The organism is Sulfurovum aggregans (genome assembly GCF_055385215.1).
This window is the reverse complement of the sequence record NZ_AP042387.1, coordinates 1,309,460-1,333,482: the sequence shown is the minus strand read 5'-3', so window position 1 is coordinate 1,333,482 and position 24,023 is coordinate 1,309,460. Positions and strand designations below refer to the sequence as shown.

At 36.1% G+C, this 24,023-nt stretch carries 22 protein-coding genes; all 22 read right to left on the bottom strand.

Translation table 11 applies throughout. The features are described from left to right. Positions 1 to 11: 11 nt before the first annotated feature. The 22 genes from ACZ48W_RS06775 to ACZ48W_RS06670 all read right to left on the bottom strand — a co-directional run bounded on the left by ACZ48W_RS06775 (position 12) and on the right by ACZ48W_RS06670 (position 23,744). Positions 12 to 1,103 (bottom strand): hydrogenase small subunit, encoded by a 1,092-nt coding sequence (locus tag ACZ48W_RS06775; protein WP_464830477.1) that lies wholly within the window; start codon positions 1,101 to 1,103, stop codon positions 12 to 14. Between the two features lie 384 nt (positions 1,104 to 1,487). Further along, positions 1,488 to 2,072: an adenylate kinase gene (locus ACZ48W_RS06770; protein WP_464827581.1), complete on the bottom strand. Its 585-nt coding sequence runs from the start codon at positions 2,070 to 2,072 to the stop codon at positions 1,488 to 1,490. Between the two features lie 10 nt (positions 2,073 to 2,082). Next, positions 2,083 to 2,841: a fumarate reductase iron-sulfur subunit gene (locus tag ACZ48W_RS06765; RefSeq protein WP_464827580.1), complete on the bottom strand. Its 759-nt coding sequence runs from the start codon at positions 2,839 to 2,841 to the stop codon at positions 2,083 to 2,085. Beyond that, the gene (locus ACZ48W_RS06760; protein WP_464827579.1) at positions 2,813 to 4,798 is read right to left on the bottom strand and encodes a fumarate reductase flavoprotein subunit; all 1,986 of its coding nucleotides are present in this window, start codon (positions 4,796 to 4,798) and stop codon (positions 2,813 to 2,815) included. The genes ACZ48W_RS06765 and ACZ48W_RS06760 overlap by 29 nt, the downstream gene beginning before the upstream one ends. Next, the gene (locus ACZ48W_RS06755) at positions 4,795 to 5,589 is read right to left on the bottom strand and encodes a fumarate reductase cytochrome b subunit (RefSeq protein ID WP_464827578.1); all 795 of its coding nucleotides are present in this window, start codon (positions 5,587 to 5,589) and stop codon (positions 4,795 to 4,797) included. The genes ACZ48W_RS06760 and ACZ48W_RS06755 overlap by 4 nt, the downstream gene beginning before the upstream one ends. 152 nt (positions 5,590 to 5,741) lie before the next feature. Continuing rightward, complete coding sequence (locus ACZ48W_RS06750) at positions 5,742 to 6,902, bottom strand: porin (RefSeq protein ID WP_464827576.1); 1,161 nt, start codon at positions 6,900 to 6,902, stop codon at positions 5,742 to 5,744. Positions 6,903 to 7,056: 154 nt separating this feature from the next. Beyond that, positions 7,057 to 7,749, bottom strand: coding sequence for a cytochrome b/b6 domain-containing protein (locus tag ACZ48W_RS06745; protein WP_464827575.1), 693 nt, complete (start codon positions 7,747 to 7,749; stop codon positions 7,057 to 7,059). Further along, positions 7,742 to 8,548 carry a 4Fe-4S dicluster domain-containing protein gene (locus ACZ48W_RS06740; RefSeq protein WP_464827574.1) on the bottom strand — a complete coding sequence of 269 codons (807 nt, stop codon included), beginning with the start codon at positions 8,546 to 8,548 and terminating at the stop codon, positions 7,742 to 7,744. The genes ACZ48W_RS06745 and ACZ48W_RS06740 overlap by 8 nt, the downstream gene beginning before the upstream one ends. Then, on the bottom strand, positions 8,548 to 11,097 hold the full coding sequence (locus tag ACZ48W_RS06735; RefSeq protein WP_464827573.1) for a molybdopterin-containing oxidoreductase family protein: 2,550 nt from the start codon (positions 11,095 to 11,097) through the stop codon (positions 8,548 to 8,550). The genes ACZ48W_RS06740 and ACZ48W_RS06735 overlap by 1 nt, the downstream gene beginning before the upstream one ends. A gap of 647 nt (positions 11,098 to 11,744) precedes the next feature. Then, positions 11,745 to 12,191, bottom strand: a complete 447-nt coding sequence (locus ACZ48W_RS06730) for a hypothetical protein (RefSeq protein WP_464827572.1) — start codon at positions 12,189 to 12,191, stop codon at positions 11,745 to 11,747. A gap of 2 nt (positions 12,192 to 12,193) precedes the next feature. Further along, the gene (locus tag ACZ48W_RS06725) at positions 12,194 to 12,673 is read right to left on the bottom strand and encodes a hypothetical protein (protein ID WP_464827571.1); all 480 of its coding nucleotides are present in this window, start codon (positions 12,671 to 12,673) and stop codon (positions 12,194 to 12,196) included. A 12-nt stretch (positions 12,674 to 12,685) separates the two neighbouring features. Then, positions 12,686 to 13,477 carry a hypothetical protein gene (locus tag ACZ48W_RS06720; RefSeq protein WP_464827570.1) on the bottom strand — a complete coding sequence of 264 codons (792 nt, stop codon included), beginning with the start codon at positions 13,475 to 13,477 and terminating at the stop codon, positions 12,686 to 12,688. A gap of 9 nt (positions 13,478 to 13,486) precedes the next feature. Then, entirely contained in the window at positions 13,487 to 14,338 is an 852-nt protein-coding gene (locus ACZ48W_RS06715; RefSeq protein ID WP_464827569.1) for a metallophosphoesterase family protein, read from the bottom strand. Positions 14,339 to 14,526: 188 nt separating this feature from the next. Beyond that, on the bottom strand, positions 14,527 to 15,795 hold the full coding sequence (locus ACZ48W_RS06710) for a (Fe-S)-binding protein (protein WP_464827568.1): 1,269 nt from the start codon (positions 15,793 to 15,795) through the stop codon (positions 14,527 to 14,529). A 19-nt stretch (positions 15,796 to 15,814) separates the two neighbouring features. Continuing rightward, complete coding sequence (locus ACZ48W_RS06705) at positions 15,815 to 16,480, bottom strand: ABC transporter ATP-binding protein (protein ID WP_464827567.1); 666 nt, start codon at positions 16,478 to 16,480, stop codon at positions 15,815 to 15,817. After that, positions 16,473 to 18,005: an ABC transporter permease gene (locus ACZ48W_RS06700; RefSeq protein WP_464827566.1), complete on the bottom strand. Its 1,533-nt coding sequence runs from the start codon at positions 18,003 to 18,005 to the stop codon at positions 16,473 to 16,475. The genes ACZ48W_RS06705 and ACZ48W_RS06700 overlap by 8 nt, the downstream gene beginning before the upstream one ends. Positions 18,006 to 18,013: 8 nt before the next feature. Further along, positions 18,014 to 19,006, bottom strand: a complete 993-nt coding sequence (locus ACZ48W_RS06695) for an extracellular solute-binding protein (protein WP_464827564.1) — start codon at positions 19,004 to 19,006, stop codon at positions 18,014 to 18,016. After that, a complete protein-coding gene (locus ACZ48W_RS06690; RefSeq protein ID WP_464827563.1) occupies positions 19,003 to 19,638 on the bottom strand; it encodes a hypothetical protein in 636 nt (211 codons plus the stop codon). Before ACZ48W_RS06690 ends, ACZ48W_RS06695 begins: the two co-directional genes overlap by 4 nt. Before the next feature lie 34 nt (positions 19,639 to 19,672). After that, entirely contained in the window at positions 19,673 to 20,959 is a 1,287-nt protein-coding gene (locus ACZ48W_RS06685; protein WP_464827562.1) for an FCSD flavin-binding domain-containing protein, read from the bottom strand. Then, a complete protein-coding gene (locus tag ACZ48W_RS06680) occupies positions 20,956 to 21,270 on the bottom strand; it encodes a c-type cytochrome (RefSeq protein ID WP_464827561.1) in 315 nt (104 codons plus the stop codon). The genes ACZ48W_RS06685 and ACZ48W_RS06680 overlap by 4 nt, the downstream gene beginning before the upstream one ends. 11 nt (positions 21,271 to 21,281) lie before the next feature. Beyond that, complete coding sequence (locus ACZ48W_RS06675) at positions 21,282 to 22,664, bottom strand: FAD-binding oxidoreductase (RefSeq protein WP_464827560.1); 1,383 nt, start codon at positions 22,662 to 22,664, stop codon at positions 21,282 to 21,284. Positions 22,665 to 22,673: 9 nt separating this feature from the next. Then, on the bottom strand, positions 22,674 to 23,744 hold the full coding sequence (locus ACZ48W_RS06670; RefSeq protein WP_464827559.1) for a quinone-dependent dihydroorotate dehydrogenase: 1,071 nt from the start codon (positions 23,742 to 23,744) through the stop codon (positions 22,674 to 22,676). Between the last annotated feature and the right edge of the window lie 279 nt (positions 23,745 to 24,023).

The window sequence follows — 24,023 nt, the reverse complement described above, 5'->3', positions numbered from 1 at the left end:
TCTTCTCCTTACTAGTCATCTGATTTTGGTGGTTTAACCGCTGAAATCGCTGCATGTGCTGCAACACCTACACCTGTAGCAACGAGTAACCCGATGCCGATTCTGTCTGCTGTCGCATCTGCACCAAGCCCACCGAATGTTGTATTATACAATCTGTCTTTAAGCGGTTCATTTACCGTACCCATAGTATCCCAGAAATCCGGTTCACTACAACCCATACATCCAAAACCAACTTGTACCGGCCAAGATGTACCTTGGTTAAACTTGTTTTTAGAACAGTTATTAAATGTATAAGGTCCTTTACAGCCTACTTTATAGAGACAATAGCCATCTTTTGCACCTTGGTCACCAAACTGCTCTACAAATTCACCTGCATCAAAGCGTCCTCTTCTTTCACAAAGATCGTGAATTCTAAGTCTGTATGCCCATTTTGGTCTATTGTATGCATCAAGAGCAGGTAATGTCCCATAAAGCAAATAGTGAAGCAATGTTCCTACAATATTCTTTTCACTTGGAGGACACCCTGGTACATTAATTACCGTTTTATGTGTTACTTCACTAAGGGCTACTGCACCTGTTGGGTTTGGAACAGCTGCCTGAACACCACCAAATGCAGAACAGGTACCAATTGCAAAAATAGCTGCGGCTTTTTCAGAAGCCTCAATAGCAATATCCTTTCCTTTTTTGCCGTGTCCGCCAATCGTTAAATACGACCCCTCATTTCCCATAGGAATACCACCCTCTACCATCAAAATATATCTACCCTTATATTTCTCCATGGCACCCTCAAGGTTCTCCTCTGCCTGCCAGCCGGCAGCTGACATAAGTGTCTCTTGATACTCTAAAGAGATATAATCAAAAATAAGGCTATCTATAGTTGGGTTGGCGGAACGAAGCAGTGCTTCTGTACATCCTGTACACTCTGCCATGTGCAACCAGATAATAGGCAATCTATCAGCTACCTTAACTGCTTCAGCCATCAATGGTGTAAATGTTGAAGGCAATGAAAGCAAGGCCGTCATCATTCCCGCCCACTTCATAAAATCTCTTCTTGCGAAGCCATTTTCTTCTATAACCTGTTCTATAGAACTGTTTTCTTTCATCTTTGGCAGCTTTTTTAACTGCTCTATTCTATCTTCAAATGCCGCATAAAGCGTATCATAGGATGTGTCTTTTTTACCCATACTCATTTCTTCTCCTTTTCTTAATTGAATTTTATTGAGTACCCCAAATAAAATTTGCTAAAGTGAAGTATAATTATAAAAAAGGAGAAAAAAGGGGGTAATGGTACACGATAAATCAAAACTAAGATAATTGTATTATTACAATGCCAATTCTAACAAAGATATCTATACAATAAAATCTTTTGTTTTTTTGTTAAAAATATTTTTTTGCTGTGCCAATACGGTTGTATGCTTTATCTGTTGCTATGTTCAATTCAAATTTTTAATTAGATATTATAGCATTTTAAAGCATACATTCATATATTAAGCAAATAAATGGACTTGTTTTTCTAAATGCTTATCTATTTTAGCGATGGTGGTATCTAAATTACCTTCTCCATCAATCACAGTTAATAGATTATCTTTTTTATAATAATTTTCTATTGTCTGAATGAGACCATTATAGACTTCCATTTTATGATTAAAAAGTTTTTCCTCTTCTCGTGAAGGGTTATCCCCCAGTACTCTTTGTCTAGAAACCGCTTCACTTACACGAATTTCAATCACAGAGACTAGCTTGATATCTTTTTCTTGAAAAAGCTCATCTCCCATCTCTTTCATTTGATTGATTCCTCTTGGAAAACCATCCATCAACACAATATTTGTAGGAGCATTTTTAACTTTTCCAAAAATTTCATACATCACAACTGAACCAGGCACTAAATCACCTGTTTTCATATATTTCTTTGCAATTTTACCAATAGCTGTATCCTTTTCTACTTCTTCTTGTAGTAGTTCACCTACGGAGATAGTTGTTATATCTCTCTCATGTTTTTTTGCAATTAATCTACTGTCTGTAGATTTCCCAGCTCCAGGAGCTCCAATGATTAATATTAGTTTTTTTGGCATAAATATCTCCTTACTTTAACGATACCATTTTTCTTCTAAGATACGCAATCTTTTCTTGTAAAGGCAACTCTTTAGGACAATGGTCTTCACAAGCCAATAGACTCATACAGCCAAAGATACCATTGTCATCACCGATAATCTCATAGAAATCCTCATCGGTACGAGTATCATGTGGGTCAGCTTTGAATCTTGCAATCCTATTTAATCCAGCAGGTCCTATAAAATCAGGTCGCATAAGTGCAGTAGCACAAGAAGATACACACAACCCACACTCAATACAACGGTCAAGCTCAAAGGTCTCATCAGCAACATCAGGCTCAACTTTCTCTTCCAGTTTTGAAATATCATGCTCTTGTTCTGCATGAATCCATGATTCAACACGCACAGACATTGCTTCCATCCACTTACCTGTATTGACCGATAAATCACGAATAAGCCCAAATGCTGGCATTGGCATCAATTGTATCTTTCCGTCAGGATAGTTTTTAGTTAGAGTTCGACATGCTAGTAGTGGCTTTCCATTAACCACCATACCACAAGAGCCACATATCCCTGCACGACAGACAAAATCAAATGCCAAATCGGGGTCTAGTGTCTCTCGTATAATATTCAGTGCAATAAAAAGAGTCATTCCCTCAGTTTCCTGGACTTTAAAATCTACAAACCTAGGCTTATTCCCCTTTTCCAAAGGGTTATATTTTAAAACTGATATGGTTAACTCTCTTCCTTGTTTTTCTTTATTACTCATATCCGACTCCAAAGCGTTCATTTTTATCTTTATAGTTTAAAGGCAATTCATAGCTCATTAAAGCATCCTGCAATGAAAATCTATCTTCAGCTTTCATCTTCTCTTTTATCTCATCCACCTCTTTTTGGCGTTTTGCAGATAGTTCATGCTCAATAATCATCCCCTTCGCACCATAACCTCTAAATCCAGGTGGTATTTCCATACTCATAACATCCAATGGTTCATAGGTTATCTCTGGCAGAGTGCTATTTTCATCTGGCCAAAAAGTAAGTGTACGATTTAACCAATTGGCATCATCTCGTTTGAGGAAATCTTCCCTATAATGAGCTCCTCTTGATTCTGTACGCAACAATGCACCATAGGCAACACAGAGTGAAAGCTTTAACATTTTTGGTACTCTATACGCCTCTTCAAGCTCTGGATTGGCAGACTTGAGTTTACTTTTAACATGAGCTTTTCTACTTCGTACAAGTAATTCTTGGAGTTCATCCACAGCAGCTTGTAAATCATCACCGTTTCTAAAAATACCTACTTGCTCATCCATTATCTCTTGCATTCTTTTTTTGATAACAAAAATATCTTCACCCTCTGGACGGTTCAGTATCTCACCAATATATGCTTCTTCTTTTTCGAGAGCATCATGAACTAGTTGGGTATCAATGTTTATTTCATTTTCCAAACAGTAGTCTGCAAAATATTTTCCAACAATCATACCTGCTACCACTGCCTCTGAAACAGAGTTTCCGCCCAAACGGTTAAATCCGTGCATATCCCAGCACGCAGCTTCACCACAAGAGAAGAGACCTGCCAATTGTTGAGATTCTCCTGTCTTTTTGGTACGAATTCCTCCCATAGAGTAGTGTTGTGCAGGACGAACAGGCATCCAACCAGCAGGACCTTCATTAGCAGGGTCAATCCCATTAAATGTTTCCGAAATCTCTTGAACGTCTCTTAGGTTTTTTTCTACATGTTCACGACCGAGAATCGAAATATCAAGCCACAAATGGTCTCCAAATGCAGACGAAACACCTTTGCCTTTTCTAATATGTTCCATCATACGACGACTTACAACATCACGAGAAGCCAAATCTTTCTTTTCAGGTTCATAATCAGGCATAAAACGGTAACCGTCTTTGTCTCGTAGAACTCCACCATCTCCACGACACCCTTCTGTCAATAGAATGCCAGAAGGAACAATTGGGGTTGGATGAAACTGAACAGCTTCCATGTTTCCAAGTGTTGCCACACCTGTTTCAAGTACGACCGCTTGTCCTGTACCCTCACAGATGACTGCATTGGTTGTTGTTTTGTATAAACGACCATACCCACCTGTTGCGATACAAGTAGCTTTTGCCACATATGCTGAGAGCTCTCCTGTAATCAAATCTCTAACAATAGCTCCATAACACCTTTTATCTTTGTGTATCAAAGAGATTGCCTCTTTTCGATCCCTAATATCGACTTTGTGTTTGAGAGCCTCATTTGCAACACCAAAAAGCATGGTATGACCTGTAGCATCTGCTGTATAACAGGTACGCCATTTTTTTGTTCCGCCAAAATCTCTAGAGGTAATCAAACCATGTGCTTCATCATCTTCGGTAATGGTTGTTTTTTTGGTATCGATTACTGCTTCGTGATTACCCTTTCTCACCCGTGTCCAAGGCACCCCCCAATTGGCAAGTTCTCGAATTGCTTTTGGTGCGGTATTGACAAACATTCTGGCCACTTGTTGGTCACACCCCCAATCACTTCCTTTGACTGTATCCATAAAGTGTATATCTTCGTTATCCCCCTGGCTCATCTTGGCATTACCTACACTCGCCTGCATACCGCCTTGTGCAGCTGCTGAGTGAGAACGCTTAACTGGCACTAATGAAAGAACTATAGTTTTAAGTCCTGCACTCTGTGTCGCCACACTTGCTCTAAGACCCGCTAGACCACCACCAATAATTAATGCATCACAATAGACTATTTTCATGATAATACCCTTTTAAATTGAGTGTTTAACTCTATATCACTTGTATGAGCAGTTGGTTTATAGCGTTCTCCATAATTATCTTTATGCTCTATACCTATTTTGATATAAGCAGCGAATGAAGCAAAACCTAGCACTAAGAAGAAAATTGTAGCACCCCATTTGGCTTTTTTAAGTTTTTTACGAGTCTCTCTGGCATCTTTACCATCAAACCAACCCCATTTTACAGCTAATCTATAGAGTCCAATAGAGCCATGAAATTCAACTGCTAAAAGCAATACAATATAAAGAGGCCACATCAAATCACTAAACATCCTATCGGCAGATGCAAATGGGCCTATCTTTTCAGGATTGGTCATAATAATATAAAGATGTACTGAACCTAAAAAAAACATAATAAATCCAGTTATTACTTGAATAACCCAAAGCTTGGTATCATCATGTTTCAAAGAAACTGTATGAGTTAGAAGTGTTTTATATTGTTTGTAATTAATGGGAAATTTTCGTAATGCCAGCATTGCATGTATAATAAAAATAACAAAAACAAAGAAAACAAGAATACCAACAATAAGCGGTTTTCCTTCTCCAAAAATAAAGCTTCCTTCAAACATTTTAGTAATTGTATACATAAAATCTTTACTAATCAGTATGGTTGAGACAAAAATCATATGTCCCCACATAAACAATCCTAAAAAAAGTCCTGTGGCACTTTGCCAAAAATCAAGCTTAGCAGGTAACCGGCTCTTCTTCCCTTCTTGTGTGATACCAAGATAGCCTTCAATCAAACTTTTCATCTCTAATCCTTGAAATATATAAATATTTATTGCCACAAAACATTAAATCTGATTATGACAAAATAGCATATTATCTATCGCCCCATTAAGTTAAAAAATGAGAAGCCACACTACTTAATTTAAAAAGTAGTGTGGCCGGATTATAAATAATTTTAGAATTTAAATTGATACTGCATTAAAACAGCATCATCTCTATAGAGGGCACCTACACCTTCAAATCCATCATCTACATCAGTAAGTACATAGTTCAGCTGCACCCTGTGTCTGTTTCTGCCTCTTCTGGATACTCTATCCATTTTATTGTTTTTAGGATTGATATAGTAGTTTAGACCGATATAGGTATTAGCTGCATCAGCCTCTACACCACCTATTGTCTCTGTACCCCTAATATCCTTAACAGCAAACTCTAAAGTATCGGTAAGATAGTATGTACCAGTAAGTGCTAAAGTTTGCATATCCCAACCTTTTACCCCTCTGATATTCTCAACATCATAATACTCTGCTTTTACATTGCTCCCATCAAAATGTGAGTCAATACCGGCATTGAATACTTCATAATCTTCTGTGCCTGCACCACCAGCCTCTTTTGAAACACCATAAGAAGTTTCTGCATGAAGTTCTTGACCCCAGTCAAACATTAAACGTCCCATATAGGCTTCACCTTTGCCTGGGCTTGCTTCGGTAACAGCTCCGGAACGTCCTGCCTGACTAGCCATCATCAAGTCATAGCCAAAACCTTTCATTGGTCTTTCATGACCCATTTCAAGACCGTTTACCTTTGCATTGTTCCCAAACCCGATGTCACGGCCTGAGATCATGATACCAAAGTCACGCTCGAATGCCAGTTTTTTATCAAAACCACGTTTGATCACATCAAGATTCCACCCTGGAATGGTGAAACCCATACCCACAGGTGTTTTAATCACACCGGCTTTAAGGACCAAAGCATCATCAAATTTATAGGCGATGAATGCATCTTTGATCAGGTCAGGTACACCAATCCCACCATTGTCAGTACCTTCTTTGGCAAAGTCTAAAAATACTTTAGCAGCTAATGGACCGGAAAAGTATTTCCATCCTAAACGTACACGGTCTGCTTCAAATTTGTAATCTGCATCTTCAGTTACACCATCACCAAATCCTACCCCAATTTGTGCAAAACCAAAAAACTTAAATTTACTTGTCCACTCTGTCACTTTTGCCGGTGCTTCGGTATGTACTACCGGTTCCATTGGGGCAATATCACCGCCTGCCATTGCTGCCGTACCCATAAGTAAAGCTGCTACCATACTTAATCCCATTGTTTTTTTCATTAGTTACTCCTTTTTTTTGTTATGAAACTTTTAATATTTATACTTTTATAAATAAAGATTTTTAATATATTTTGATAGACTAAATCTCTTTATCCCCTCGATACAAAACCAAATACACTATTTGGTTTTGTATTTATCCGCCTACATATATGTATCAAACTTTACCCTCCTCTTTTAATTTATCATAGTAAATACCATGATGGTCTTTAATGAAATCTACATCCATCTCACCTGTTTTAAACATCGCTTTGTAAGAGTTTTTATTGGTAGGATGCACTGCAAAATAGATATGGACTATCAATGCAATTGCTAAGATTACAAACGATATTGCATGTGCGCCTCTGGCATAAGCAGCAATTTCAATAGAGAATGAATCTCTAAATATAAGCATATATCCGGAAATAGTTAAAATGAACATACAGATTACTGTTAGTTGAGCAAAAGCCTTTTGTCCAATATTCATCTTCCCAAAACTTACATGCTCTTGTTTGATATAAAATTTCCACATATCACCTATACCATCTATTATAGCCCTAAAGCCCCATCTGTCAGGCCAGATACTTAGTTTAGTAAGTTTTGTAAGCATTATAAACAGAAATGGTATAGCCATCAGTGTCAATAAAAAGGCACTTGTATAGTGAATAAATCGCATAAATGACATGCCTGCTGAGAGCACATCTTGATTGTTTGTCAATGCTGCTACAGGGATACCTGCACCATACGCAATAAAATCAAACTTATGAGACAATACAGGCAACCCTGATATTGTTAAGAATGATACAAAATGGACTAAATGGCTATGGAAAAACCGCTCCATGTTACCATAGACTGTGATTTTCTTACTCATGATCTTTTCCCTCCTCTTGGCTTACTTTTTCTTTTCTTTTGCTTAGCCAGTAAATCAGATGTCCTACTGATCCGACTGCCACCGCTGCAGCACCTACAACACCTACATTTTTAGCGATTTCTCTAGCTTGCATCACAGGCCTTGTCGGATGTGTGTCAAGCTGGTATGCTTCAAGATCCTCTTTGGGGATAATGGTTACCCATCGTAAAGTTCCGACATAGTCATTGACTTTGTCCGCACCATAGACAATATGCTCTTTGCCTGTTACCTTTGTATAGAGTTTAGCTCTCTTATATGCTTCTTTTAGTACCTCTTCTTTTGTACCGGAGAACATTGCTTCTGTTGGACAGACATTGACACAGCTTGGTTTCAAACCATTTTCAACCCTGTCATAACATCCGTGGCATTTATATGCCTTACCGTCAGTCACCACAGGAACATCAAACGGACAGGCATCCACACATGAACTACACCCTATACACGGATCTTGATTTATGACTATTTCCCCACCCTCTCTTCGGGTAATGGCATCTACAGGACAGATTTCCAAACAAGGTGCGTTTTCACAATGATTACAGTGATGAAAAGCAGTAACCTGTCTGGAATCCGGGAATACTCCTATCTCTTTTCTTCTCGGTGTTAAATGACTTTGATGTTCCAATTTACTTTGTACACTTTTTTCTACACCGATATGCTCTTCTCTTTGAAGTCTCAATCTGTTTTCAGCAGAACACCCAACCATACACGCGAAACAACGAATACATGGTGTAGTGTCATAGCATTTCATATTTACACTCATTATGCTCTCCTTATTTTAACTGTGAAATCTTGTGCCGGGTTCCCCGCAGTAAGCGGACTAAATAAAAATTCTGTTAAGTGGTTTGGGTTAAACCCACCTGTTTTATGATGATGAAGATGTTTTGCAAACCCATCAAAAGCACCGGCTGCTACACCATAGTATGAGAACATTGCATCTGCTTGCACCGTTTCACTAAGCATCACTTTTGCCGTAGAGACAATAGAGGGTAATTTTGGGTTGTATATTGTTACTTTGTCTCCATTTTTAAGCCCCAGACTTTCACCTTTTTTCTTGTTGATAAAGATATGATCTGCATGGTGCTCTTCAAAAATAGATTTAAATAACATATTGTTCTTGGTCTGTTGACCAGTAAAGGTCCCAAGAGGATGGAAACCGGTAATTGGGACAAACTCATCATTGGCTAAGTTACTTTTTTCCTGCAGGAAGAAAGGTTTGTCATAGACAGGAAGAGGGTTTGCATACTCGGCATCTTTACTACCAATCTCTTTTAGCTCATTGTATTTTTTTGCCAAGGAAGTAGAATATATCTCCATTTTCCCTGTTTTTGTTTTTACTTTTATCTTATAATGCTTGTCTCCAGCCCATACTCTTCCGTCGAGCAACTCCTGTAAAGATGGGATTGTTGCTTTTTCTTTAGGTGTAACCCCATGAATACCATCATACTGTTTTTGCCAAATAGCCATCATGCCTTCTCTGTTATAATCCCCAAAATGCTCTTCATAAACATCGGCGGGGAAGATTCTTTTGGCAAGCTCATTGACGATCCAGTAGCCATCTTTTGATTCACCCAACGGTTCTACTGCTTTACGGTTAACCCCCAATGTTGCCAATGGACTTTTCCATTTTCCGTTGAGACATTCATCTCTTTCCATAAATGTAGCATCCGGCAAGATCACATCTGCAAACATAGTGGTCTCATTCCAGTAAGGACTCACACAAACCACCATCTCCAATTTTTTCAGAGCATCAGTGATTTTACTTGCTCCTACAGAACCGCCTACAATATTTTGCCCCCAGAAGAATCCAAGCCTTTGTTTATAAGGCTTATCTGTCAATATCGCCTCAACCCAGGCCCGTCTGTAAAACTTAACATTTACAAACGGTTTGTCTTTGTCATGTTTCGCCATCCATTTAGCAATACTTGGATCAGTCACTTTAGGAGCATGGATCGCTTTTCCAAATTTTACTTTTCCATTTTGGATAACACCACCTTTGTGCCCATAAACACCTAAAATAGCATTGATTTGCGTAATGAGGAGTTTTTCCCTCATACTGTTTGCATATCTTTCACTTCTATAGCCTCTTTCAAGGAAACATGCCGGTTTTGCATCATTTAACTTTTTAGCTATTTTTCTGATTTGAGTAACATCCAATGTTGTCTCTTTTGCCGCCCATTCAGGTGTATACTTGGAACAAGAATCTATCATAAGCTGAAGGGCTGTTTTACATCTTATTACAACACCTTCAACTTCAACTTCATGCTCCCCTAAAAGTTTTGTATTTTCATGATATTCTGATTTAAATCCAACACCGGAAGAAGTTGCTACATAATAATCTTCAACATCTATCTCTTTACCTTTTTTCATCTTTTTGATAATCTGTGTTACAACAGGCAAACCTGTCTCAGGATTTATCAACATGTCTGCATTTGTTTTTTTAAGCAAATGCTTTTCATCATAATATTTTTTTGTAAAGATTTCATTCATTAGACCAAGCAAGAAAGCTGCATCAGTTCCGGGTTTAATCGGTGCCCAATCTGTCAGGCTTTCCCCGGCTTCTGATGGTTTTCTTGGGTCAACCACCACTACTTCCATACCATTTTTCTTGCCGGCACCATAAGTTTTTCCCCAAGGGTGACAAACAAGGGCTCCACCCACATTTCTTTGTATAAGCACACCATATTTGGCAAACTCATGATCCGCACTAACTGCAGAAGTACCAGGACCTGCGACAGCAGACATATTGGTCCCTCCCATCACTGCACCAAAACCAACCGGTAAAGAGGAACCAAAACATGTGTCTCCATATCCAACTATATTTGGTGTCCCATAGAGATGGAAAAAACCTTTGTCCAACCCACCTGCAGAACTAAATCTTGGCAAATAGGCTACCGATTTGGCATCTCCCTCTTCTCTGAGTTCTTTCATTTTCTTAGCAACCATATCCAAGGCTTCACCCCATGATGCTTTTCTAAACTTTCCTTCTCCTCTTTCCCCTGTTCTAATGAGAGGGGTAGTTATCCTGTCAGCATCATATAGAGTTCCTACAGCTCCCGCGGCACGACCACAAATAGCACCATATGGTGTACCCATATTCGGTTCAAGCCTTACCACTCTTCCGTCAAGTACGGTTGCAACTGCCGGGCACTTTTGAGCACACATCCTACATAAAACAGTTACTTTTTTTTCTCTGGCGAAATCTGCCGAAGTAATTGTTTTTGCATTGGCTGCTGCCGGTATGCCTAACGCAGTACCAGCAACTGTTGCAGCACCCCCTTTCAAAAAATCTCTTCTACTTGTTTTTCCCATAACATTCCTTCCTTTTTATCTTTACTAAACCAGCTCATCATAGTTAATAATCAATTTTAATGATAAGCACATCAAAAAAAATCATAAAAGTATAATACTCCTAAAGAGGGTGAAGAAAGAGGGAGAAAATGAATCGTTATTCACAAAGAGACGTTCTTTATGAATAAATTAAGCTATTTTTAATAGTTTTATTTCAAAAAATAAATCAGGTTACTTCCTGTGTTTGGTGAACTTTTCTGTAAAATATTTTTATCGATTGAAATATGACAATTTATACATTTTTGCAATACTCTATGTTCTTTAGTATTTATACGACTGACTTGTATTGATACTTAGATTATGTTCATCAAATTTTACGATTTTAATGTTTGAGACATTTAGCTCAGATACATTTTTGTCTATAATCTCTATTTTGGTGCCGTCTATATGACAGTTTTTGCAATTTTGTAAAATTTGATGATCTGCATTCATGTTTCCGTTTTTTTTTGATAAGTTCTGGATGACAGACAATGCAATCTCCACTACAAGCAATAGATACCTCTACACATAAGAGAAAAAACAAACAAAAGAAGATAAAAAGTTTCATGTATATCCTTTAATGTATAAATTGAATTTCATTTATTTAAGCAAAAGAAAAGTTTATAGAATTAAAAATAATTTCTGATAACCATCGCATAATGTAAAATAAAAAGATTTAAAATAAAAATTAACATAGAAGAGGTGCGAGAGATGATATTTTGTCTCAATGTTCTTTTTCCCCCGTTGGTTTTAAGTGCAATAATAAAATGTATAACTGTTACAATAAGCAATGCAAACACTATCCATAACTTAATACGCAGAGAGTCTATCACTTCAGAGTGGATATTGGTAAAGAGAATTTGAGAAAGTCCATAGTTAAAGAACATCCATATACCAGAGACCAATAAAAGTATCAATGCTACCACTTCATAATAACCAAAAATTGGTCCAACATAAGGATATACAGAATCTTGGATTTTTTTATCTCGAACAGTTACCCCCAAGATAAACATAAAAATGGATCCACCTATCCATGCGATAGCGGCTAAGATATGTAAATGTAAAACCCAGCCCATAATTATTTTATAGGTTGCCATCTAGTATTTGGGTCAATAACTTTTATAAATGGAACTTTTTCAGCCATATGGCAACTGTTACATAAATTTTTTGTACTTATATACTCTTTTGCTACTGCTTTGGCATCTTTCTTCTTTAGTGCACTGCTCATGTCCTGATATTGTGTATCTAAAAACATTGCTCTTGCATTGAGTGCCCGTTTAGGTCTTCTTATAATGCCATTTTCTATGGCTTTTTTTATCTTGTCCCATTGATACTGTGCCAAATCATAGTTTTTATCTTGTATCGCAAAATAAAAACTGTTAAACCTGTATCCCACTTCAACCATTGACAAATCAAAGCCTCTAAACTGTTTTTGTATCGCTTTGAACTTTGCTTGTGTAGTGTTTGTTTCAAGTAACCAGTCTGATTTTGTTGAATAACTGTTTCCTGCAAATAAAAAACCTAGTAACAAACCACCAAATAATATTAATATCTTCATTTTGTTTCTCCTTTATTTTGATGTATATTCTAAAACAGCTTTTAAAATGTTTTTAGCATTTTTGTATTCACTTTTTCCTCGTTGATCTATCAAGACAGGCATGCTTTTGTTATTAAATTTCCATATTATTTTAAAGAAATGAAGACTTTTTTTGCTTTGGTCAAGCAATTTTTTAAAAGATGGATCTTTGTAGAGATCAGATTTTTCTAGAACAAGAATGGAGTTTGTATAAATAGCAACACCTTTATCCCAGTGTTTTTCAATCGTAGGATCATTCAATTTCCACATTTTCATCATATAGTGGGCGGAAAGACGTTTGATTGAGGCACCTATCTCAATGGCAGCGTTGATTAATTCTCGTTCTTGTTCAGGAATATTTTTAAGAAAAAAACTTTTCATTTTAATCTGTTGCACAATGACAGTTCTAATATTGTCATGGATGAATTTTGCCACTTCTCTCATGGTTTTTTCATCAGAACTTTCAAAAGCTGTAAGAATTTTTGCTTTTAGAGGTCCCCATGCTTTTCGGCTGGCAAGAACATATTCTTGAATTTCTTTAGATTTAAAATTTTTTTCCAAACAGTCAAGTTCTAACTCATAGAGAGCAATATTTTTTTTGAGACTCTCCTTGGGAGATTTATAGGTTATACCTGCACCAACCATCGTATAGAGGGCCAAAATGTCTCTCATGTTTCCCATTTGCCCACCAGTTGCCAGTATACCATCTAAATTAGTTTTAATTTCTTTTGCATCAATATTGGTGATAAATATGAAAATAGAAAATAATAAGCATATTTTCTTCATCTGAATGCCTTAACCTACCGTATAAATCAATTTTTCAAGCAGTTCAAAACCAGTTATCTCTACATAACGCATAGGATATCTGTTTTTATCAAGCGGTCTTTTGTACCCTCTGGTGGCTACTACATTGACATGAGCAATCTTGCCTACAGAATCGATATGTTTATGTCCTGAAAGTGTCAATATGAGATTTTTATAACCAAAAAGCTCTTTTTGTACTTCTTTTGTATTGCCTAAAACATATTTTTCAATATCCTCATTCTCTGTACCGTTCCAATAATTGGTATATGGGTGGTGATTGAGAATGATTGTAGGTAAACCGTTATCGAGTACTTTTTTTGCAAATGTTATCGTCTCTTTAGTATAAAGTCCACTGTTTTTCCCTTCAATACTGCTATCGAGCCCAACAATTTGGCAACCTTTTTTTGTAACGACCCAATTTTTACCTTCTACTTGCATTCCCTCTCTATTGAAAAAAAGTTTGGCAAAACTATTAGCATCTACACCATCAGCTGGTTTAGGTGAAGACTCTTTGTTTCCTCTTACCAATAGTGATGGACAGTGTAACTTTGAGATAATTTCATTAAAAAGCTTTGCATCATTATCTCCTTCAACATTATTGTTAAAGTTGTCTCCGCCAAAAAGCACAAAATCCAAATCTTTGTAATGCTCATTAATATATGAAACCATGAGTTTCATATACTTAATGGACTCTTCATTCCCCAAATCCATATGTGTATCTGTTGCATGAATGATTTTAAGTGTCGGTACCTTTTTTGTACCCTCTGCTGCTTGAGCTACAAATGGGACTGTCCCTGCTATTGCCGCTGTTCTCATAAACCATCTTCTTGCATTGTGTTTCATTTTTTTCCTTAAAAGTATCTTTTTTTAACCTAATGTTCTCCACTGCTTTAAATCATTTTATAATATTTTCATATCCTACAAATACTATCAACATCAGTAGTAATAAAAATAGAAAATAGAGTAGTTTCTTCATTTTTTCTCCTCTTTTACCAAAGGTTATATCTATAAAAAGGGGTAAAAAAAGGGTGTTACAAAACATCTGCAATGAGCTCAATAGGATTCTTAAATACTACATCTACCTTTGCTTCATGAAGAGAATTCCCTATTTGCATACGACAGGCACTACACTCTGCACTGACTATTTTGGCTCCGGTCTCCTCTATCATCTTTGCTTTTGGTTTGCCTGCCGCCTGGGCAAGGTGAAACTTTTCGATTTGTATTGTTACACCTCCAAATCCGCAACACTGATTTGGATCTTCCATCTCTATCATATTATAGTTTTGTTCAAGTAACTCTCTTGGCTCTTTTTCAATACCTTGTACTTTTTTAGCATGACAGGCATCATGATAAGTTATCAATATATCTCTATTTATCCCTCGTTCTGCCAATATTTTTTTTAAGTCTGTATTGTGATAGAGCCAGTCTGTTGCCATATGAATATATGGACTTATATTTTTTGCTCTTTTGTACCATTCCGGCTGGTCATGGAAAAAATGCATATAGTCTACCTTGATCATTGCTGAGCAGGTTGCCTCAGGAATAATAATGGCATCAAGCTCATCGAGGAAGCCTTCAATGTACTTTATATTAAATTTTGCCAATGTATCTACGCTATCAAAATCACCGGTGAAATAAGAAGGTGCTCCGCAACATTTTTGTTGCTTTATAAGGTAAACATCTATTTCTAAGACTTTCAGTATTTTTAGCAGTGCTACTCCAATGTCTGTGTACATATAGTTTGCCAGGCAACCTATGAAAAGACCGATCTTTGCTTTGCCACCATTGTAGATGATCTCCTCAGGCTGTGAGTTTAAAAAACTTTTCTTAGCAAGAGAGGGGAAGAGTCTGTCATACTTGATAAGTGGGATAGAACGAAGGAACATTGAATTTTTTCGTTCATCTATCTTCATTACACATGGTACAAAGGTGTAACCAATACGTGCGGCAATATCCATTACTTTTCTGTTTCGTAAAAAGAAAAATGCCAGTCGCTTATACCAGGCAATACCGAACTTTTTTCCTATATCGTGTCTGACTTGTTCAATAATCATATCAGTTGGCAGGTCGTTGGGACATACATCAGTACAGGCAGTACACAAAAAACAACTTTCAAAAATACTTTTAGCATTTTTATCTAACTCAAGCTCTCCTCTTTTATATGCTCCTAAAAGATCAATAAATCCTCTGGGACTTGTCGTTTCATCTGGATTTACCTTATAAACAGTACAAACTTGTATACATTTTCCACACTTGATACACATATCACTAATTTTCGTATAATCAAAAATACTTTCCATTTTTTACTCTTTCCTTCTTTTAATAGTTATAAGTTTCATCAATAATATGACCATCTTCCATTGCTATAATTCTATTCCCTATATATTGGGCTTCTTCTTTATTGTGTGTTACATAAATTAAAATAAAACCAAGTTTTTTTTGCAGAGCTACAATCTCTTGTCTAAGGTGGATATTGAGTTTTTCATCTAGACTTGAAAGAGGTTCATCCATTAATAGAATTTTAGGAGAAACAATTAATGCTCTTGCTAAAGCCACCCTCTGTTGTTGCCCTCCAGAAAGCTCCTCAACTCTTTTTGTATTATATCCTTCAAGACCAACAAGAGATAAGAATTCATTCACCTTTTCTCTTCTTAGCTCTTTTGAAACACCTTTTATTTTTAAACCAAACTCTATATTTTCTTCAATATTCATATGTGGCCATAATGCTAGATCTTGAAAAACCATTGCAATATTCCTCTGATGAGAAGGAACAATAATTTCTCCATTTTGGCTAACTATTTGGTTATCAAAAATAATCTTTCCACTTGTAGGAGGAATAAATCCTGCCAAAAGTTTCAAAAGAGTACTTTTCCCAGAACCAGATGACCCTGTAATCACAACTCTTTCTTTTGATCTTACACATAACTCTACACCTTTTATTATCTCTTTTTCATAATGAAAATGAACATTCTTAAATTTAAACATTTTTCTCTCCTCTAAATTGCCAAAAAGCAAAAAGCAAAAAAGGCAGAAGAGAAACCAATATCATAATAACAGATAATGCTGCTACAATCTCCTCTTTACCGTTTGCCATTTGTGTTACTATATATATCGGTAATGTCTCATATCCTGGAGGATAAACGAGCATTGTTATTGTATTTTCCCTCAATGAAAAGACAAACCCTACAATAAATATTGATATTAATATCTTTTTTGATGCAGGGAGTAGAATAAACCTTAATATCTCAAACCAATTTGCACCGGATATTTGTGCTGCTTCTATCATGGAGTTTGGTAATGAAACAAGTTTGGTTTGAGATATTTTTACAGAAAGGGCTAAATATTTACTAACATATCCAAACAAAATAATGAGAGGAGATGTATAAATAAAATCTATAAACGGTCTATTCCAAAATAAAATTAAAGCTATCCCTAAAACTGTTGCCGGCAACACAAATAAAAAAAGTATAGAGGCATCAAGTATTCTACTTAAAATCGGTATTTTCAAAAACAGAACATATCCGGTCAAAAAACCAAAAATCATCAATAAAGTTGCTCCAAAAATTGCAAAGGTTAAACTTCTTAAAAGGGGATCTAGTGCTTTTTCAAAAGCTATATAGAGATTGTCTACCATGCCAACAGTAAAAAATAGACCAGAGAGAGGTAGAATAACTATTACAAAAACAAAGATACAAGTAAAAAAAAGTAAAAAAATCTTCTCTTTTTTCTTAAGTGTAAAAATAATCATATCTCTGTAGGTTTTATATTTAAAAACTCTTTTTGATAGATACAGCTGTTCAACAAGAATAACAGCAATTGCAATCAGAAGCATTGGCATAGCCATTGCTACAGCAGCATCAAAATCATAAAAAGCACTAAACTGAATAAAGCTCTCCAAAGGAAAAACTGAAAACCGCAATACATTTGCTACACTATACTCACCAAATGTTAAAACAAACACCAATAAAAAACCAAGGATAATTGCTGGGCTTATTAGAGGTAATGTGATTTTTTGAAGTACTTTTTTTTCACCACAAAAAAGCAGTGCAGATCTCTCCAATTGAGGATCAATTTGTTTTAAAAAGAAAAGAGTAAGTAGTATCGAAATAGGTAAATATACACTAAACAATACCCAAGCTGTCCCCAAAAAACCAAAAAGAAGTGTACTCATACTCCCCATTACACCAATAATATCAATCCACCCCAGCGCTAGTATATATGGAGGAAGAAACATAGGGACAAGCAAAAAAAGTAAAATGATTTTTGAAAAATAAAAATCTGTTTTAGAGATGAGGATACCTATGAATGTTCCAATGAGTGTAGTCAATGTTGCAACACTCAAAGATAAAAGGGTACTGTTCACAAAACTTTGAAATACCTCTTCTGTTTCAAAAATTGTTCTATAGTTATACTCTCCTGAAAATGAGCTATATATCATTGCCAAAACTGGTAATAGACAAAATACAAAAACTATTCCAAAAATACCTCTTGCAAACCCTTTCTGTGTCATTTATCCTCCTACCATTGTTTTAGATAAGGTTGTATTTCTATTAACTTTTTTGCTATTTTTGCGTAATCAACATCCATAACTTTTAATTCACTTATCGCTTTTAACTCTTTAGGACCTATCGCTCCCTTATGAAGAGGGATCTGTGCACAATCAGATAAGGCCAATTTCTCTTCCGTCTCTTTACGAAGAAGATAATCTATCAATTTTTTTGCATTTTCAGAATGTTTTGCCCCTTTTATAAGCATAGTTACATTGGGCACAACAAATAGACCCCATTTATTGTCTTTTTGATCTGGGTAGATAAACTCGATAGGCTTTTTTTGTCTCAGCCTACTTATGGCATCATCACTATCAACTAATGAAAAATCATACTTGCCTGAAGCCACAAAATCAGCACTCTTTCCATTACTTGTAGAGATGGCTGTTTTATTTATTTTTAGTTTTTCTAAAAATGCTTTGGTCTTTCTTTCTCCTAGAACCGTAAATAGTGCGGAGATATGTGCGGTTGTCGTTCCAAAAAGAGGATTTGCAATCACCCCTTTTCCTGCCAATGCACTGTTGGCATAATCCATGATCGAAGATGGCTTCATTTGTGCATCTTTATGTACAACAAAGAGTCTAATTCGTGCTGAAAATCCTGTCCACATATTGTCTTTTCCTATATAAATTCTATCAATACCCTCGGCATTTGGACTTACATACGGAGCCAAAATACCTTTGCTTTTAAGCACTTCCGCACGTATAGGTTCATTTGCCCAGTAAACATCTGCTTGAGGGTTTCTCTTCTCTGCTAGTAGCCTATTCATAACTCCCGTACTCTTTGACTCTTCACTATCGTAAACTGCTTTGACTTTAATACCTGTTTCTTTCTCAAAATCTTTTAAAATAGGTTCTGAAAAGACTTGATCCTCTGAAACATAAATGGTCACAGATCCTTTATCTGCCGCATATAAATTTGTAAACAATCCTAAAAATGTTATTATTGGAAGAAAAAATTTCATTTTTCAACCTTTGCCGACAGATCATCGAAGGATGTTGCAGCATCAGCCTTTGTCCAAAGTCCAACAGCACCGCTCTTGCCAATGGCACTGTTGTTACAATCTAAAAGTTTTTTACCATCAAGATATCCTTCAAAATGACTCCCTTTTTGTATAACTTTCATCTCATGCCAGCCTTTAGAGAGTTTAATATCTGCTGATTTTAGTTGTGTTCTATTCCCATTTATAACTTTATAGAATCTAAAATTATCTTCAAGTGGATTAAATCTGGCAACATAATAGTTCTCTTTATCTTGAACTCTCCAGATGATACCACCACCCTGATCGATTGAACCGCTGTTTGCTCTAAACTTAACAGTTACCGCTCCGTCTTTAAGGGTTAATTTAGGATTATAACAAAGATTAAACCCGCTTCCATATCCGAAAAACCCTTTTTTATTATTTTTCATAGAAAAAATCTGTTTCCCAGAAGGTGCTATTTTGTCCTCTTCAATTTCCCAGCGAGAAACACATTCCCATGTTTGTGGAACAGCACCTTTCTTAACAGATTCAAAATCAATATTTATCTCTTTGGCATTAATTACAGTCATTAAACCAACTAACAATACACATGCCAAACTTTTTTTTATATACATATTTTTCTCCTTTGTAAGTTATATTATTAAAGTACTATCCACCCCAAATATCTTGGGCAATACTCTTATGCCATGCTTTCGCATAGTACGCTTCCGTTGTATAAAAATAATCCTCTTTCCCAAGAGGAGTGGTACCCCCAGCATCTTTGATAGATGCCATTTTCTTCCCATTAAATTGATAGATACCAATGACATTAATACCGTAATCACTACCGACCAGACTATAACAAGTATTTGTAATTTTAGGTGATATAGGGTCTGCCCCTTTAAGAGACAAAATAACAGAAGCGGCACAGAGTTTACCCTGGGAATTTGCAGAGTGTCCTGATTTTGGCATATCACCGGCTATTGCACTGTCACCTATAATATAAATATCTTTTACAATAGATGATTCAAAGGTTTGTTGATTTACAGGGCACCAACCACTCTTATCTGTCAAATCCATATTAAAAGCCAATGTTCCTGCTTTTTGTTGTGGTATGATATTGAGAACATCAGATTTTATTTTTGTACCATTTTGTGTTGTTATTATCTTCTTTTTTGTATCTATTGATTTGACTTCTCCTCCTTTTTCTGCCGATACCCACTCTATCATATCTCCGTAGAGTTTTCCCCATCCTTGTTCAAATAGTGGCTGTTTACAAAATTTATTTTTTTGATCCAAAATAATAATTTTAGATTTTGGTTTAAATTTTTTAAAGTACTCTGCAACCAAACTAGCTCTTTCATAAGGACCTGGAGGGCATCGATAAGGACATGTTGGAGGAACAATTGTAAAAATGCCCCCATCAGCCATACTGTCAAGCTGCCTATACAAAATTTCAAGTTGCCGTTTAGTTTGCCAAGCATGAGGGATATTTTCTATATCTTTTTGACTGTATCCATCAATCATCTCATATTTAAAATCAATTCCAATTGATACTATCAATTTATCATATTTGATCTTTTCTGTATTTCCAAGAATTACAGTTTTCGTAGAAATATCTACTTTTTCCACTTTTTCATTTATTATATTCACTCCAAAAACAGTTTGAAGTTTTGTAAGATTTTTTAAAAGATTTTTCATATCAATAATATGAGATATATAACAGTTTCCTTTAGGCATAGTAGTATAAATTTTATTTGGTTCAATTAGAGTAACATTTAATTTCTTATCATATTTTTTAAGATACTTAGCTACAGTTGCCCCACCAAATCCACCTCCAATAACAACTATGTGCGCCTTTTTTATTTTTTTATCTTCAGTATAAGAAAATACAGGTAACAGCAATGTAGAGCTTATACATTTTAAAAAACTTCGTCTTCTTTCAGAAAAACTCATTTACTCTCTACCTTACTTATATATATTGCCAATTGTGCTATCTCCTTATTACTGTATCCTTTTGCATAGCGATGCATATCAATAGAGCTGTTATTATCAGTTTTAAATATCATCAGGGTGCTTTTAAGATAACTTTTGTTTTTTCCTGCTATCGAAGAAAATCCAAAACATGATTTATTATTCTTTTGTACCGTATGGCAAGTAAAACAAGTATCTGCCATTACCTTTATGTTATAATCAATTTTATCCCTTTTTACTTCTGCAAATAGTGGTTGAACCATAATATATAATATGATAAATATATATTTCATTTATAAACCTTTTATAATCCCATTTTTCCTGGATTTAAAATATTATTGGGATCAAAAGCTTTTTTAATATCTTTAAAGAGTGCAAGCTCTACATCATTGAATGCAATATTCATAAACGGTGCTTTACTTGTGCCTATACCATGTTCACCACTGAGTGTTCCTCCCATATCAACAACTAGTTCAAAGATCTCTTCTATGGCTTGATGCCCCTCTTCAAGCTGCTTTTCATCTGAACCGTCCACCATGACATTAACATGGATATTCCCGTCGCCTGCGTGTCCGAAACACGGTACTTTAAATCCGTATTTGTCACCGATGGAATAGATGCGTTTAAGTGCTTCTGGAAGCATGGATCTAGGAACTGAGATATCTTCATTAAGTTTCTTGCTTCCAAAGATGGTAATGGAGGGGGATGCATTACGTCTGGCATACCAGAGTTCGTCTCTCTCTTTGTCATTGTTGGCAATGACAAACTCCTGTGCACCATTCTCTTTGAACGATTTTCCAAGGATCTCAAGTTGGAACTCTACTTCCTCTGTCACATTTCCATCTACATCTCCAATGAGCAGTGCACCTGCATCTTCAGGAAGTTCAATACCTAACTTCTCTTTGAGTGCCTGAACAACCAAATCATCCATGAACTCCATTGCTACAGGGTTTGCTCCTGCTGCCAGAGATTTAAACACAGCATTCATCGCATCATCTACAGAAGGGAAGATACCCATATAGGCTTTGGTAAATTTAGGTTTTGGAATAAGCTTGACCGTAATTTCAGTCAATACCGCAAGTGTTCCTTCACTTGCAATCAGGATACCCGCAATGTTATATCCTGCTACATCTTTAATGGTACGTTTTCCTGCACGGATAATGTCACCATTGGGACGTACTGCACGCAATGCCATGACGTAGTCTTTTGTAATACCATACTTGGCTGCACGCATACCGCCGGCATTTTCACTGACATTCCCTCCCAGTGTTGAGTACTCCTCGCTTGCCGGATCCGGTGGATAGAAAAGACCTACTTCTTCTACCGCTTTTTGCAGATCCATATTGATCACCCCAGGCTGTACGACTGCAACCATATTTTCCATATCGATCTCAAGGATCTTGTTCATATGTTTTTCCATAGCAAGTGTGATACCGCCGCTGGTAGGCAGTGCACCGCCTGTAAAACCGGAACCTGCACCACGAGGTGTGATCACAATGTGATGGTGGTTACAGTAGACAAGGATACGGCTTACATCCTCTTCATCTCTGGGAAAAACCACTGCATCAGGCTCAAAGCGTGTACGGGTAGCATCATAGGAGTAGGCAATGAGATGTGCTTTGTCACTATAGACATTTTCTTTCCCTACAAGATTCTCAAGGGCTTTGATGTGTTTAGGATCCAACATTTTATCTCCTTATTTATTATTTTTTATTCGATCAATACCTATGACTTCAGAAATATGTTTATAGCCATCTTTTTTGAGCAACTCTACTAATTCTTGATTAATATTTTTTGCCAAGGATGGTCCTTCAAAAATTAAAGCACTATAAACCTGTATGAGGTTAGCTCCTGCCTTTAGTCTTCTATATGCCTCTTTTGCATCACTGATGCCCCCTACGGATATAAGTATTGTTTTTGAAAAAAACTTTTTTGCCAATGCTTCAAAAAGTATAAAACTTTTTTCTTTTAAGACCTCCCCACTAATGCCACCAAATTTTTTAGCATTTGGTAAAAGTGTATAATCAATGGTTGTATTGGTGGCGATAATTCCACTTGCTCCATACTCAATAGCAGTAGAACATATTTCTATAGCATCACATACTTCCAAGTCCGGTGCGATTTTCAAAAAGATAGGTTTAGCTGTTTTTTGGGTTGCCATTTGAAATATATTTTGAATAAATTTTTTATTTTGGAATGTTCGAAGGCCCGGTGTATTTGGTGAAGAGAGATTGATCACTAAAAAGTCACAAACATCTCTAAAACCCTCAATGAGTATTTCATAATCTTTAAGTGTATCTTCCTCACTTGTGGTTTTGTTTTTACCTATATTGGCAACTATAGGCAGACTGAATGGATAATGTTTTTGCACATTATGCCTAACAGTGTCCAATCCTTGATTGTTGAAGCCCATTGCATTTTGGATGGAGTTAAGCTCCGGATAACGAAACAGTCTTGGTTTGGCATTGCCTTCTTGTGGTTTAGGAGTAACCGTCCCAAACTCAATAAAACCAAAACCCATAGCTTCCAATCCAAGCAGCATGGTGGCATCTTTATCAAATCCTGCTGCTATTCCTACAGGATTTGGGAAAGTTATTCCAAAAATATCTTGAGAGAGAGAATCATCTGAAAATGTAAACATTTTTGAGAGAGGGTTTAGTAAAAGTGGTGCTTTTTCTCCTATGAAATGTAAACTTTTCTCAATCACAGTATGAGCGGTTTCAGGATCTAGTTTGTAGATATATTTCTTTATATTTTTGTATAACATGGGCTTTCCAGTTTTAATTTTAATATTATTTTCACATCCAATTACAATGGATAAGCGTATGTTGCAAATTTATAGATTACAGAATAATTGACAGTTTTAAATGAATGTTTCTCATTAAAAAATGTAACAACAAATCTATAAAAAGCATAAGAACATTTACTCAGAGACTAACATAATAAAAAGGGGGAAAAGAGGGGAAAGAATGAAGAGGAATACAATATCATCTACTTTTCCTCTCTGGATACTATGTATCCATATCCTTTTTTTTATAGGCTAAAA

Coding starts and splice junctions, on each gene's coding strand:
- ACZ48W_RS06775 (WP_464830477.1), bottom strand. CDS start 1,103: ATGAAAGAAAACAGTTCTATAGAACAGGTTATAGAAGAAAATGGCTTC.
- ACZ48W_RS06770 (WP_464827581.1), bottom strand. CDS start 2,072: ATGCCAAAAAAACTAATATTAATCATTGGAGCTCCTGGAGCTGGGAAA.
- ACZ48W_RS06765 (WP_464827580.1), bottom strand. CDS start 2,841: ATGAACGCTTTGGAGTCGGATATGAGTAATAAAGAAAAACAAGGAAGA.
- ACZ48W_RS06760 (WP_464827579.1), bottom strand. CDS start 4,798: ATGAAAATAGTCTATTGTGATGCATTAATTATTGGTGGTGGTCTAGCG.
- ACZ48W_RS06755 (WP_464827578.1), bottom strand. CDS start 5,589: ATGAAAAGTTTGATTGAAGGCTATCTTGGTATCACACAAGAAGGGAAG.
- ACZ48W_RS06750 (WP_464827576.1), bottom strand. CDS start 6,902: ATGAAAAAAACAATGGGATTAAGTATGGTAGCAGCTTTACTTATGGGT.
- ACZ48W_RS06745 (WP_464827575.1), bottom strand. CDS start 7,749: ATGAGTAAGAAAATCACAGTCTATGGTAACATGGAGCGGTTTTTCCAT.
- ACZ48W_RS06740 (WP_464827574.1), bottom strand. CDS start 8,548: ATGAGTGTAAATATGAAATGCTATGACACTACACCATGTATTCGTTGT.
- ACZ48W_RS06735 (WP_464827573.1), bottom strand. CDS start 11,097: ATGGGAAAAACAAGTAGAAGAGATTTTTTGAAAGGGGGTGCTGCAACA.
- ACZ48W_RS06730 (WP_464827572.1), bottom strand. CDS start 12,191: ATGGGCTGGGTTTTACATTTACATATCTTAGCCGCTATCGCATGGATA.
- ACZ48W_RS06725 (WP_464827571.1), bottom strand. CDS start 12,673: ATGAAGATATTAATATTATTTGGTGGTTTGTTACTAGGTTTTTTATTT.
- ACZ48W_RS06720 (WP_464827570.1), bottom strand. CDS start 13,477: ATGAAGAAAATATGCTTATTATTTTCTATTTTCATATTTATCACCAAT.
- ACZ48W_RS06715 (WP_464827569.1), bottom strand. CDS start 14,338: ATGAAACACAATGCAAGAAGATGGTTTATGAGAACAGCGGCAATAGCA.
- ACZ48W_RS06710 (WP_464827568.1), bottom strand. CDS start 15,795: ATGGAAAGTATTTTTGATTATACGAAAATTAGTGATATGTGTATCAAG.
- ACZ48W_RS06705 (WP_464827567.1), bottom strand. CDS start 16,480: ATGTTTAAATTTAAGAATGTTCATTTTCATTATGAAAAAGAGATAATA.
- ACZ48W_RS06700 (WP_464827566.1), bottom strand. CDS start 18,005: ATGACACAGAAAGGGTTTGCAAGAGGTATTTTTGGAATAGTTTTTGTA.
- ACZ48W_RS06695 (WP_464827564.1), bottom strand. CDS start 19,006: ATGAAATTTTTTCTTCCAATAATAACATTTTTAGGATTGTTTACAAAT.
- ACZ48W_RS06690 (WP_464827563.1), bottom strand. CDS start 19,638: ATGTATATAAAAAAAAGTTTGGCATGTGTATTGTTAGTTGGTTTAATG.
- ACZ48W_RS06685 (WP_464827562.1), bottom strand. CDS start 20,959: ATGAGTTTTTCTGAAAGAAGACGAAGTTTTTTAAAATGTATAAGCTCT.
- ACZ48W_RS06680 (WP_464827561.1), bottom strand. CDS start 21,270: ATGAAATATATATTTATCATATTATATATTATGGTTCAACCACTATTT.
- ACZ48W_RS06675 (WP_464827560.1), bottom strand. CDS start 22,664: ATGTTGGATCCTAAACACATCAAAGCCCTTGAGAATCTTGTAGGGAAA.
- ACZ48W_RS06670 (WP_464827559.1), bottom strand. CDS start 23,744: ATGTTATACAAAAATATAAAGAAATATATCTACAAACTAGATCCTGAA.